This window comes from Micromonospora humidisoli, from assembly GCF_016900955.1.
In the GTDB taxonomy this organism is placed as follows: domain Bacteria; phylum Actinomycetota; class Actinomycetes; order Mycobacteriales; family Micromonosporaceae; genus Micromonospora; species Micromonospora wenchangensis.
In genome coordinates this window covers 391,354-404,170 of sequence record NZ_JAFEUO010000005.1, presented here as the reverse complement: position 1 = coordinate 404,170, position 12,817 = coordinate 391,354, and the positions used below count along the sequence as shown (strand labels likewise).

Sequence of the window (12,817 nt, the reverse complement as noted above, 5' to 3'; positions counted from 1 at the left end):
GAGCTTCCCCGATGACCGACCTCGCCCACGACCGGCTGGCCAAGGTCGCGCCGACGCCCGGAGACCTGATGACCCGCCGGCAGCGGGTCCGGCTCGTCCTCGTCCTCGGCTCGCTGATCGCCATCGGCCCGCTGACCATCGACATGTACCTGCCGGCGCTGCCCGCCATCGCCGCCGACCTGATGACCACCTCGGCGGCGGTCCAGCTGACCCTCACCGGCACGCTGGCCGGGCTCGCCCTCGGTCAACTGCTGATCGGGCCGCTCTCCGACGCCGTCGGCCGCCGGGGCCCACTGATCGCCGGCCTCGCCCTGCACGTCGTGGCGTCGGCGCTCTGCGTCGTCGCCCAGCACATCGTCGTCCTCGGTGCGCTGCGGGTGGTGCAGGGCCTCGGTGTCGCCGCCGCCACGGTGGTCGCGATGGCGGTGCTGCGGGACCTGTTCAGCGGCACCGCCTTCGCCACCCTGCTGTCCCGGCTGCTGCTGGTGATGGGCGCCGCCCCCGTCCTCGCCCCGACCCTCGGCGGCGGGGTGCTGCGCTGGACCGACTGGCGGGGTGTCTTCGTGACCCTGGCCGTCTTCGGTGTGCTGCTCGTCGTGGTCGCCGTGATCGGCCTGCCCGAGACCCTGCCCGCCGAGCGCCGCCAACGCGGCGGCGCGTGGTCGACCGTGAGCCTGTACGGCTCGCTGCTGCGCGACCGGACCTTCGTGGGGCTGGTCGTGGTCGCCGGGCTGGCCATGGCGGCGCTGTTCGCGTACGTGGCCGGCTCGTCGTTCGTCCTCCAGGAGAGGTACGGGCTCGACGAGCAGCAGTTCGGACTGGCGTTCGGGGCGGGCGCGGTGGGCCTGATCGGCGCCGCCCAGTACAACGTACGGCTGCTGCGCCGCTACTCGCCGCAGCGCATCCTGGTCACCTCGCTGAGCATCGGGACCCTGGCCGGGCTGGCCCTGCTGGCCTTCGCCGCGACCGGGTTCGGTGGGCTGCCCGCCCTGCTGGTGACGCTGTGGGTGGTGCTCGCGGCGGCCGGACTGGCGATGCCCAACGCCCCGGCGCTGGCGCTGTCCCGCCACGGTGAGGCCGCCGGCACCGCCTCGGCCCTGCTCGGCGCGGTGCAGTTCGGCGTCGGCGCGGTGGCCGCCCCGATGGTGGGGGTGCTGGGCAACGGCGCGGTGGCGATGGCGCTGGTCGTGGCCGGGGGCATGGTGGCCGCGCTGGCGGTGCTGTTCCTCGTGGTCCGCCCGTCGCGGCTCGCCGACCTGGAACCGCCCTCGGCGGTCGTCGTCGTGCACTGACGAGGCCGGCCGGACGGGTCGATTCGGGTACCACGGCCGCGAAGTTGATCTCGTAGGATGCGCGGGTGACCGCCCCCTCCGACTTCACCATCGACCCGGCCGTGGCCTACCCGGAGTTGGTGCCGCTGCGCACGGCGTTGCGCGACGGCGACTGGCCGGCGGCCCGGCGTCAGCTGACCGACCTGCCGGCCGGTACCCGCACGTCGCTCGTCCAGATGTCGTCCGGGTACGGCAGCCGTGACCTGTTCGAATCGGCGGTGCGGGCCGATCCGGGCGACACCGTCGCCGCCGCGATGCTCGCCAACCGTCTCGTCAACGACGCCTGGGCGGTCCGCACCCACAAGATGGCGCGGGAGGTCAGCCGCGAGCAGTTCGTCCGTTTTCACGAGCTGCTCGGCGAGGCAGAGCGGGTGACCAGCGACGCCGTCGCCCACGACGACAGCGACCCCACCCTGTGGACCGTCCGGCTGCCCATCGCCCGCGGGCTGGAGATGGGGCAGGCGGAGGTCCGCCGCCGCTACGGCCAGGTGGCGCTGCGTGACCCGCACCACCTACCGGCGCAGCACGAGATGCTCCAGCAGTTGTGCCCGAAGTGGGGCGGCACGCTGGACCGGATGCACGACTTCGCGCTGCAGTGCGCGAACGCCGCACCGGAGGGTGCGCAGAACCCCGTTCTGATCGCGTCGGCGCACTTCGAACACGCCGCGACCCTCTCCGGCGGGGTGCACAAGTACCTGAACGGTCGTGAGGTGGCCGACGAGCTTCGGCAGGCGGCCCAGCGTTCGGTCTTCCACCCCTCGTTCCGGCGGACCGTGGGCTGGGTGCAGGCCCACCACTTCTTCGCCTTTGTGTTCGGCCTCATGGGCGACCGGGCCACCGCCAGGCGGCTCTTCGAGACCACCGGGAACCTGGTCAGTGAGACGCCCTGGTACTACCTGGGCGATCCGCTGACCGTGTACCGGGAGCACCGGGAGCGGGCCATGCGCAAGCGTCGCTGGTGGTGATCCGACAGACCGAGGTCGACGGGGTGCCGGCTCTCGTCGCCCCGACCGGTGGTCCGAGCCGGGCCGGACTCGTCTTCCGGGTCGGCCAGGCAGACGAGACGCTCGCCCGTCGAGGCATCACCCACCTGCTCGAACACTTGGTGCTGCATCCTCTCGGCGACGCCGACTACCACTACAACGGGGTGACCGGCACCACCGCCACCCACTTCCACCTTCAGGGACCGGTCGACGCGGTCGGCTCCTTCCTCACCGGGGTCTGCCGGTCGCTGCGCGACCTCGACACCGGTCGGATCGACGTCGAACGGTCCATCGTGTTGACCGAGGAGGGTGGACGCGCCACCGGGCCGCTCGACAGCCTTCCCCTGTGGCGGCACGGCGCCCGGGACCACGGACTCGTCAGCTTCCCGCAGTGGGGGCTGCACGGCGTGCTCGCCGATGACCTCCGGGACTGGGCAGCCAGATATTTCACCAGGGAGAACGCCGTTCTCTGGTTCGCCGGTGAGACGTTGCCCGACGGGCTCACCCTCGACCTGCCCGCCGGCGAGCGGCACCCCGTCCCGGCAGCGTCATCCGCGTTGCCGACCACCCCGGCCTGCTACACGGGCGACTCGTACACCACCGCTCTCGACGCGGTCGTACGGCACCGACCGGCCGCCCAGGTGCTCGCCGGCGTGCTGGAGCGCCAGCTCTTCCGGGCACTGCGTCAGGAGGCCGGGCTGTCGTACACGGCGGCGACGACCTACGACGTACGGGGTGACGGCTTCGCCGTGCTCACCGCCTTCGCCGACGCGCTGCCGGGCAATCAGGACGCCGCACTGGGTGGCTTTCTGGACGTCCTGGCCGCACTGCGGGTAGGACGCGTCGACGAGGCCGACGTCACTGCGGTGGTGACCAGGGCGATCGACTCCCTCACCGCAGACGACGCGGATGCTGTGCGCCTGCCTGGTGCGGCGTTCCATCTGCTGACCGGTCAACCGGTGCTGCAGTGTGGAGAACTCGTCTCGGCGCTGAAAGCCGTCGATGTCGATGCCGTCCGGGAAGCCGCCGCGGAGGCGCTGGGTACAGCGTTGTTGATGACTCCCCGCGGCACGAGCGCGGGGTGGGCCGGCTACGCGCAAGCGCCCACCGGCACCACCGAGGAGGCCGGACCAACGCAGGGAGTCACCTACCCTTACATCGGAGACCCGTCTCGCCGCCTGGTGGTCGGTGCGGAGAAGGCCGTCGCGGCCGGCCCCGGCGCACTGGCGACGACCGTCCGGTTTGACGACTGCGCCGTACTGCTGAGCTATCCCGACGGGGGCCGCCTCCTGGTCGGTGCGGATGCCGCGTCGGTACGGATCGAACCCACGCTCCACCGTGGCGTCGACGTCGCCGCCATCGATGCCCGGGTACCGATCGAGCGGCAGGTCCGGATGCCTGCCCGGGACCCGGACCAGGTCCCCGTACCCCGGCCGGCACAGGACGCCCCTGCGGTGCCAGTCGCCCGTCACACCGCCACGGAGAAGCTCACCCTGGGTGTTCTCGCCCTGGTGACCCTCGTCTCGGGTGGGCTGGCGTTGGGCCTGACGGTCGGGATGGCTCTCGGTGTCACCTCGCTGCGGGTGCTCCCGGTGGTCGGGTGCTGGATAACGGCCGGCTACTTCGGTCGCAAGCTGCGCGAACAGTGGCGGGAGAGATGAGGACGGTCACGGGGTGTGCGGAGGGCCGGGGACCTCGCAGAGCCGGTGGCTGTCGAAGATCTCCGTCACCCGGCGCAGGCTGACGTCGTCCCGGGCCAGTTCGACGGCGACCTGCTCCACGGCGTACAGGAAACCCCTGATGTCGGCGGGGGCGAGCAGGGCGGTGTCGGCCATCAGCGACAGGTGGATCCGCTCGGCGGTGCCGCTCGCGTCGACGTACAACGGCATCGCCTCGGCGGCGGCCCGCTGCGGCCACGCGAAGGTGGTCGTCGCGGCCAGCCCGGCCAACACCTGCGGGTCCGGCACCGGGCCGGCGGGTCGCGGTTGCAGCGACCACCTGTCGTTGAACTGCCCGCCGACCGGCAAGGGCCGCCCGGCGGCCTCGGCGGCGGCGCGGGCCACCTGAGCGGCGGCCCGGCCGTCGTGGCGGGCGTGCCGCATCGCCGCCCCCATCGCGGCACGGGCGTGCCCGACCAGGTCACCGACGCTGTCGCCGGAGACCTCCATGGCGGTACGGACCGCCTGGTTGAGGCTGGTCACGGTGTATCGCAGCTCCGGTTCCACCCGGTTGCTCTGCATGATGTCCAGCGGGTAGACCGGCGTGGCGCAGAACGTGCGCACCAGCGCGTTGACGACGGCCAGCAGGGTGACCGAGGTGGTGGTGCGCAGCCGTCGGGCGGCCAGCCGCAGGGCCACGGCGGCGGCGTCGGAGGCGAGTTCACCGCGCCAGTACCGGGGGCCGGCCGGGGTGACCCGCCCGGGCAGCGGATCCGCCGGCAGGCGGCGGAGCTGCTGACGCAGGTGCGCCAGCGCGTCGACGTTGAGGCGTTGCCCGTCCGGGGAGCGTTCGAAGACGGCCAGGTCGACCGGCTGCACCGCCGGTCGGGGCGGCGGCGGGGCGTCGCCGTCGGTCCTGGCCCGCAGCAGCGCGGCCAGCTCGGCGGCCAGCAGATCCGCGCCGAGGTGGTCCGCCGCCAGGTGGGACACGGCGAACATCAGCAGCACGGGGATGCCCTCGTGGGTGGCGACCGCGAACCGGATCGGCAGCTCGGTGTCGTGGGCGAACGGCCGGGTGCCGGCCCGGCCCAGACAGTCGGTGACGATGTCGGCGAAGCTGACCGGGTCACCGTCGGGCCGGTCCACGACCTCGACCTCGACCACGCCCTCGCCGAGGACGTGCTGGCTGCCCTGGCCGTCGACCCCCGGCGGGAAGAGCGTCCGCAGCGACTCGTGCCGCTGGAGCAGGTGGGAGAGCTGCGCCAGCACGTCGTCGACCTCCAGCAGCAGGGGTACGTCCAGCCACCGGGTCAGCACGAAGAACGGCTTCATCTCCGGCAGCCACTGTCGCAGGACGTCCCAGGTGCCCTGCTGGCCCCAGGTCAGGTGGGCGGTCCGGCTGCGGCCCGCGTGGAACGTCACCTCGGCGGTGCGGTGCGTGATCAATGGGGGTCCTCACGGGCGGGGATGGGCGGGGCATCAGGTCGCGGCGGGCACCGCCGCCGGCGCGGGCCGGACGAACAGCACCCGTCGCAGGCAGAACACGCTGTAGGTCAGCCCGGCCGTCCAACTGGCCACCACCGCCCACATCACGGCGTCGATGCCGAACGGTCCGTTGAGCAGCCAGGCGAACGGGATCTGTACGGCGACGAAGGCGATGAGCGTGCAGATCAGCGGCGCGGTCGTCCGGCCGGCACCGTTGAGGTAGCCGTGGATGACCACCATGGCGGTGTAGAGGAGCAGGAACGGATAGATGATCGTCAGGTAGCGTCCGGTCAGCTCCCGGGTGGCCGGATCGTCGGTGAACAGCGCGGCGAGCGGGGCGCGGGCGACCAGCACCACCCCGGCGACCAGCACCGACAGCACGGCCGTCAACCGCAGCGTGCGCAGCAGCCCCGTGCGGGCCCGGGCCAGCTCCCCCGCGCCGAGGTTCTGCGCGGCGAAGGCGGTCACCGCCCCCGAGAAGTCGAGGAACAGGATGCCGGTGAACAACTCGATCCGGGAGACGATCGTGAACGCGGCGAGGACCACCTCCCCGTAGGACTGGATGATCCCGACCAGCACCATGATCCCGACGGCGAGCACGATGTGCTGACTGGCCAGGGGCAGGCCCAGCCGGGCGGCGTCGACGAGTTCCCGGCGCAGGGCCGGCCGTGGCCCGCCGCGCCGCACCGGATGGGCGCGCGCCGCCCAGACCAGCCCGACCACCAGGGCCACCGTGCTGGCCACGGCGGTGGCCAACGCCGCGCCGACCACACCCCCGTCGAGGACGGCGACGAAGACCAGCACCAGGACGACGTTGGCGATGCTGCCGACGCCCTGCACCCACATCGCCGACCGGGAGTCACCCAGCCCACGGAAGTAGGCGCTGACCGCGGCGCTGCCGAAGATCCCGGGGAAGCCGAGCGCCAGGGTGCCGAAGAACCGGGCCGAGTCGGCGGCGAGCCGCCCGTCGATGCCCATCACCGCCAGCGCCGGATCGACCAGCAGCGTCGCCAGGATCACACAACCGACGGACCAGACGACCGTGAGCAGGGTGAGGGCGGCGACCACGTCGCGGCGACGGTCGACCTGCTGACCGCCGGTCAGGTGGGCCAACCGGATGGTGAACGCCGTGCCCAGCCCGATGAACATGGCGTTGAGCAGATAGAACAGGGGCCCGCAGGCGCCCACCACGGCCAGCCCCTCGACTCCGACGTAACGGCCGACGACGACGCTGTCGACCAGCAGGTAGCCCTGTTGCAGCAGGTTCGCCGCGGTCAGCGGCAGGGCGAAGCCGACGATGCGCCGCAGCGCCGGCCCGGTAGTCATGTCCGACATGCCACCCTCCGATCGGTGTCGTTCAGGAGGCGGTTTCCGCGAAGGCGACCAGGTCCTCGACGTGGTACGCGATCTCGGCGACGGTCCGGTCGGCGAGCAGGTCCGCGACGTCGTACTGCACGTCGTGCCGGACGGCGATGGTGTTGGCCACCGAGGCGGCCATGATGGAGTCGCCGCCCAGGTCGAAGAAATCCGCCTCGATGTCGAGCGTCGGATAGCCGAAGGCGAGGGCGAGACACTGCGCGACGGACCGCTCGACGTCGGTGTACCCGCCCTCCGGCCGGCCCGCCAACTCGACGCCCACCGCGTCGACGGTGGCCCTGATCTTGTCGGCGGCCTGTCGCAGCCGCTGCTCCAACGCCTGCATCTCCTTCTCGACCTTCGCGTCGATTTCGGTGGAGAGCCGTACGTCGTAGGAACGCAGCAGGTGGATCAGCTCCCCCCGGTAGTGCAGCTCCCCGGCGAACAGTCGGGACCGGCCGGAGCGTAGGCCCGCGTCGAGGACGTCCAGCGCGACCCGGGTGGGCAGGGCCCGGAACATGGTGTCGCCGCTGGTGCCGTGGTCGACGGCCATGCCGATCTCCTTCCACGCGACCCAGTCCAGCGCGATCACGTGGGTCGGCCCGCCGGCCCGGCTGCGGGCCACGTTGTCCAGGTAGTAGTTGGCCGCCGCGTAGTCGGCCTGGCCGGGGGCGGGGAACACCGAGGCCACCGACGAGAAGTGCACGACGAAGTCCGGCCGGTCGTCGCCGGTGAGCTGGTCGAGCAGGAACGCGGCGTGCAGCTTCGCCCGGACCACCGCGTCGAAGTCGGCGAGGTCCCGGAACATGACGGTGCTGCCACCGGGTAGTCCGGCGGCGTGCACGATGCCGTCGATACGGCCGTGTTCGTCCCGGACGTCGGCCACCGCGGCGGCCAGCGCGTCCGGGTCACCGGCGTCGGCGGCCACCACCCGCACCCGCGCGCCGAGTTCCTCCAGCTCCCGCACCGCGCGTACCCGTGTCGCGCGGGCGTCGCCGGCCGGCGCGGCCAGCAGCTCCCGCCACTGGTCGCGGGGCGGCAGACCGGAGCGGCTGAGCAGCACCAGGGTCACGTCGGGCTGCCGGGTGGCGAAGGCGTGGGCGACGGCCAGGCCGAGCGCGCCGGTGCCGCCGGTGACCAGGTAGGTGCCGCCCGGCCGCAGGTAGCTCTGCGGACCGTCGGTGTCGACCTGCGGCACCTCCACGAAGACCTCGTGCAGGCGTCGCCCGTCGCGCCACAGGAACACCCCGCGTTCGGGGGAGAGGATCTCCGCCCGGACCGCGTCGGGCGACACACCCGGGTCGACGTCGAGGTGGGTGACCCCGAGGTACGGGTACTCCCGGCCGATCACCTTGCCGAAGCCGACCAGCGCGCCGTTCTCCACCACCACGTCGGGTTCCCCGTCGTGGGCGCAGACCGCGCGTCGGGTGAGCACCGTCAGCTCCAGCTTGACGCCGGCCGCCATCAACGCCTTGGTCAGCTGGAACAGGCTGTGCAGGTTCTTGCCGGTCCGCAGGTCGAGCCCGGCGAGGTCGGCGGCGGGGACGGCGTCGAAGCCGAGCGCGTGCACCAGGTGGGTGACGCCGTCGTCGTCGACCAGCTGGGCGATCTCGGCGAAGGACTCCACCGAGCGGGCGTCGAAGGGCGCGCCGCCGGGGCGTACCGGCTCGCCGAGCCGCAGCACCCGCAGGTCGTCCAGTCCGGCCTCGGCGAGCAACCGCCCGGCGTCGGTGTCCGGGTCGACCAGGGCCAGCACCCGTGCCCCGGACGTCGCCGGGACCGGGTCGGGGGCGGGGGTGAACACGACGTCATGGGTGACCGGGTGCTCCTCCTCGACGGTGCCCAGGGACAGCTGCGCCCGCCAGGTGTCGGGGAACTGCACCCACGCGGGGGTGGTGTCGAAGGCGTACCCGGGAAGCCTGACGATCCGGCGGTTGCCGTCGGCGAGTCGACGCCAGTCCACCGGCGCGCCGGCCAGGTAGCGGCGGGCCTCGTCACCCAGCGGGCCGTCCGGCGGCGGCGACGCCCCGTCGGCCAGCGAGGCGACCAGTTGCCGGCGCAGGTCGGCGACGTCGTGGACGACGAACGCCGCCCGGTGCCGGTGCCCGCTGCGCGAGACCTGGCTGGTGTGGCAGACGTCGGCGATGTCGACGCCGTCGAGGCCGGCGGCGTCGATGAACCGCACGTACCGCTCGCCGAGGCGGACCAGGGACTTCAGCGTGGCCGCGCTGAGGGTGAACAGGAACGGCCCCGGGCCGGCGGGGGCCGCCGGTGCCTGCGCGACGTACTCCTCCAGCACGACGTGGGCGTTGGTGCCGCCGAGGCCGAAGGCGCTGACCCCGCAGCGGCGTGGGCCGTCGGGGGACTCCCACGGCCGCAGGCTGGTGGAGACGTACAGCGGCCCGGCGGCGAAGTCGAGCTTCGGGTTGGGGTTCTTGAAGTTGGCCTGCGGCGGGATCATCCGGTTGCGCAGCACCGCGATGGCCTTGATCAGGCCGATCACCCCGGAGCCCTCGAACAGGTGCCCCACGTTGGCCTTGACGGTGCCGACCGCGCAGAACCCCCGGTCGCCGGTGTACCTGGCGAAGGCGCGTTTCATCCCCTCGTGCTCGATCGGGTCACCGACCCGGGTGGCGGTGCCGTGGGCCTCCAGGTAGCCGAGGGTACGGGGGTCGACGCCCGCGTTGCGCCAGGCGGCGTCGAGCAGGTCGGCCTGCGAGTCGGAGTCGGGGTTGGTGATGCCCTCGGTGTTGCCGTCGTGGTTGACCGCGCTGCCCTTGATCACCGCGTAGATCCGGTCGCCGTCCGCGAGCGCCTGCGACATCCGCTTGAGTACGACCGCACCGGACCCCTCGCCGAAGCCGGTGCCGTCGGCGGCCTCGTCGAAGGTGCGGGTGACCCCGTCGGAGGACTCGATGCCGATGTTGGAGTGCGGGTGCTTGACGGGGGAGAAGACGATCCGGGCGCCGCCGACCACCGCCATCTCGCAGTCGCCGGCGAGCAGCGCGTTCTTGGCCTGGTGCACGGCGACCAGGGTGGCCGAGCAGGCGGTGTCCACCACCAGGCTCGGGCCGCGCAGATCCAGCAGGTGCGACAGCCGGTTCGCCAGCATCGCCGGGATGTTGCCGGTGATGGCCTGCTGGCCGTTGTTCGGGTCGACCCGGCAGATGTAGTCCAGATAGGTCGAGCCGGGGTTGACCGCGAAACCGACGAACACCCCCGTCCGGCTGCCGCGGAGCCGGTCGAAACCGTAACCGGCGTCCTCGAAGGCGAGGAACATGGCCCGCATGACCATTCGGTGGTGCGGGTCGGTCAGCGTGGCCTGCCGGGGATTCATTCCGAACACGGTGTGGTCGAAGGTGTCGACCTCGTCGAGGAAACAACCGTTGTGGTATTCGACGTCCGGCTCGTTCACCGGTTCGATGCTCGTCGCCCGGAGATATTTGATGTATTCGGCCAGCTTTTCCCGGCGGTTCGTGGGAAACGGTCGGGTGAGACTCGCCCCGGAACTGATGATCTGCCAGAAGGTGTCGAGGTCGTCGGCCCCGGGCACCTCGACCGACAGGCCGACGACCGCGATATCCGTGTCCATGCGGTGAATCACCTCTCCGCGATGCGGGTGAGAAATGCGCTGAGGGTCTTGCCGTTGACCTCGTCGAACCCGGTGACGCCGGCCGCGCGCAGGGTGGTGACCGCCCGGACCCACTCCACGGGGGTGGACAGCTGCCGGGCGAGCAGTTCGGCGGCGCGGTCGGTGTCAAAGACGTCCCCGGTGACCCCGGAGACCACGGGGGTGTGCCCGGGGGCGAAGTCGCAGCCGTCCAGGACGGCCCGGAACCGTTGCTCCGCCGCCGCCATCAGCGGGGTGTGGAAGGGGCCGCTGACGTTGAGCGGGACGACCCGGGCCCCGGGCAGCGCGCCGATCGCCTTGGCGGCGACGGCCAGTTCGGCGCGGTCCCCGGCGATCGTGCTCTGGGTGTCGGCGTTGAGGTTCGCCACGAACACCCGGGGCAGGCCGGTCTCGGTCAACGCCCGCCTGACGAACGACACCGGCAGGCCCTGCACCGCCGACATGCCCCCGCCGGTGACCTGGGACATCAGCTCGGCTCGCCGGTCGACCAGCCGCAGGGCGACGTCGAGGTCGAGCACCCCGGCCGCGACCAGCGCGTTGTACTCGCCGAGGCTGTGGCCGGCGAAGTACCGGTAGTGCCCGGGTCGTTCGGTGATCACCTGCTGCGCGAGCAGGGCGTTGACGAAGAACACCGCGGGCTGGGCGTAACGGGTGTCGCGCAGGCGTCGGTGCGGGTCCCGGGTGCACAGCTCCTCGATGGACCAGCCGAGGATCTCGTCGGCCCTGGCGGTGGCCTCGGGGAACAGGCCGAACAGGTCGGCGCCCATGCCGCGGCGCTGCACCCCCTGGCCCGGGAACAGTAGACAGTGCACGTGGTGTCCTTTCACGGTCGCCGGGAGGCTCGTCGGATCGACTCGAAGCGCAGCGTCCGGCCGCCGAGGCACTCCCTGGTGAACCGGCGGGCGGCGGGGCCGGGGCCACAGTCCAGCACGGTGGTGATGCCGGCGTCGGTGACGGCGTGGACGCTGGCGGTCGCCCAGTCGACCGGGCGGACCAGCACCTGCTCGACGAACTCGTCGAGCAGGTCGGCGTCGGGCGGCAGGGTCCGGGGGGCGTCCGCCGCGTACACGGGTATCCGTAGCTCACCGGCGGCGGGCAGGGGGCCGACGAAGGTCCGGTCCCGGCGTACCTGGTCGGCGGCGGCGGCCAGGTGCGGGCTGTGGAACGGCAGGGTGTTGGTGAGGAACGTCCACGTCGCCGCGCCGCCGCGGAACACCGCCTCGTGGTGGGCGTGGAAGTGCAGCAGGTCCTCGGTGTGCCCGCTGAGCACGCCGGTGGTGGGGGTGTTGACCAGGCCGACCGCTACCGACCGGCCGGTGTCGCGCCGGTAGCGGTCGACCAGGGCGGCGAGATCCGCCCGGGAGGGGCCGCTGACCAGCGCCATCGGTCCGGGTCGCTGCCGTGGGTCGCCGGTGGTGGCGTACTGCTCGGTCAGCTCGGTGGGCACCTGGCGGCCGGTGGTGGCCTGGTGCCCCCGGGCGAGGCTCAACGCGACCAGCTTGAGCGAGGTCTCGGCCAGGGCGAGGAAGGCGTCCGTCCGCTTCGGCCGCAGGCCGGCGACGATGGCCGCCTGGAGCCCGATGCTGTGTCCGATGGCGGCGGTGACGGTGTCGAGGGCGGCCCGCCGGGGTTGCAGGTCGCACAGCTGGATCAGGTGGACGCAGATCCCGGCGACGACCGAGTCGTCGGTGCCGGTGGGCGGCGCGGTGGCGGGGGCGGTCAACCACCGGCGCAGCCGGCTCCCGGCGGGGACGACCGGTTCGGGTACGGGGCCCAGATGCTCCCGCAGGTCGTCGAGGGCCCGGAACATGCGGTCGAAGAAGAGTGCGTTCTCCGGTTGCGCGTGCAGCGTGCCGAGGAGGGGGAGCAGGTTTCCCTGGTGGCCACCTATTCCGTCGAAAAGAGCCAGGGTGCGCCAGGAAGGGGTGAGTATTTCCACGGGGATTCCTTGTGGGTCGGGTGGAATACGTGCGCGGTTGACCCGACACGACGGGCAGCGGAAAGACTGCGTCGATTGCCGACGGCTGGCGGCTGATTCTGGCGGTGTTTATCTCGTCGGTGGAACTTGCACCGGGAACAATATGCGACCCATCGCGCATGGTCAATAGCTCGGTCGTGCGGTGCGAGCCGCCTGCCGGTGAACGGCCGTTTTTGCAGCTCAGTCGGCTTTGTGTGGCCCGAGGTGACCCGGTGTGACGAAACAATTGTCAGGCAGGAGTGTTTTGTCCGGCCGGTTCTTGTATGTGTGGCGAACCCCGTACGAATTTAACTGTCGCGTCACCGTTCATAAACGTGGTTGTGCCTACGGTGACCGGTTTCCGGGGTGCGCGGGCGGGCCGGCCCGCCCGCCGGGGGTGCGGGCCGGGGGCGCAG

General features: G+C 72.1%; 8 protein-coding genes. 3 read left to right on the top strand and 5 right to left on the bottom strand.

The features are described from left to right. The first annotated feature begins 11 nt into the window (after positions 1–11). The 3 genes from JQN84_RS20390 (at position 12) to JQN84_RS20380 (ending at position 3,975) form a co-directional block, all read left to right on the top strand. Positions 12–1,292, top strand: coding sequence for a multidrug effflux MFS transporter (locus JQN84_RS20390; RefSeq protein WP_239485762.1), 1,281 nt, complete (start codon positions 12–14; stop codon positions 1,290–1,292). 65 nt (positions 1,293–1,357) lie between these two features. Next, entirely contained in the window at positions 1,358–2,296 is a 939-nt protein-coding gene (locus JQN84_RS20385) for a hypothetical protein (protein ID WP_204960080.1), read from the top strand. Continuing rightward, positions 2,293–3,975 carry a peptidase M16 family protein gene (locus JQN84_RS20380; protein WP_204960077.1) on the top strand — a complete coding sequence of 561 codons (1,683 nt, stop codon included), beginning with the start codon at positions 2,293–2,295 and terminating at the stop codon, positions 3,973–3,975. Before JQN84_RS20385 ends, JQN84_RS20380 begins: the two co-directional genes overlap by 4 nt. A 6-nt stretch (positions 3,976–3,981) precedes the next feature. On the opposite strand, the gene JQN84_RS20375 is transcribed toward JQN84_RS20380, so the two are convergent. From JQN84_RS20375 to JQN84_RS20355, 5 genes are read right to left on the bottom strand one after another with little or no spacing between them, the layout of a single operon-like run. Then, positions 3,982–5,418 carry a condensation domain-containing protein gene (locus tag JQN84_RS20375; protein WP_204960075.1) on the bottom strand — a complete coding sequence of 479 codons (1,437 nt, stop codon included), beginning with the start codon at positions 5,416–5,418 and terminating at the stop codon, positions 3,982–3,984. Positions 5,419–5,451: 33 nt separating this feature from the next. Continuing rightward, positions 5,452–6,792: an MATE family efflux transporter gene (locus tag JQN84_RS20370; protein ID WP_204960073.1), complete on the bottom strand. Its 1,341-nt coding sequence runs from the start codon at positions 6,790–6,792 to the stop codon at positions 5,452–5,454. Between the two features lie 22 nt (positions 6,793–6,814). Further along, positions 6,815–10,405: a type I polyketide synthase gene (locus JQN84_RS20365; RefSeq protein ID WP_204960071.1), complete on the bottom strand. Its 3,591-nt coding sequence runs from the start codon at positions 10,403–10,405 to the stop codon at positions 6,815–6,817. A gap of 8 nt (positions 10,406–10,413) precedes the next feature. Next, positions 10,414–11,256 (bottom strand): ACP S-malonyltransferase, encoded by an 843-nt coding sequence (locus JQN84_RS20360; protein ID WP_204960069.1) that lies wholly within the window; start codon positions 11,254–11,256, stop codon positions 10,414–10,416. Positions 11,257–11,267: 11 nt separating this feature from the next. Further along, complete coding sequence (locus tag JQN84_RS20355) at positions 11,268–12,383, bottom strand: ACP S-malonyltransferase (protein ID WP_204960067.1); 1,116 nt, start codon at positions 12,381–12,383, stop codon at positions 11,268–11,270. Positions 12,384–12,817: the final 434 nt, after the last annotated feature.

Coding starts and splice junctions, on each gene's coding strand:
- JQN84_RS20370 (WP_204960073.1), bottom strand. CDS start 6,792: ATGTCGGACATGACTACCGGGCCGGCGCTGCGGCGCATCGTCGGCTTC.
- JQN84_RS20390 (WP_239485762.1), top strand. CDS start 12: ATGACCGACCTCGCCCACGACCGGCTGGCCAAGGTCGCGCCGACGCCC.
- JQN84_RS20365 (WP_204960071.1), bottom strand. CDS start 10,405: ATGGACACGGATATCGCGGTCGTCGGCCTGTCGGTCGAGGTGCCCGGG.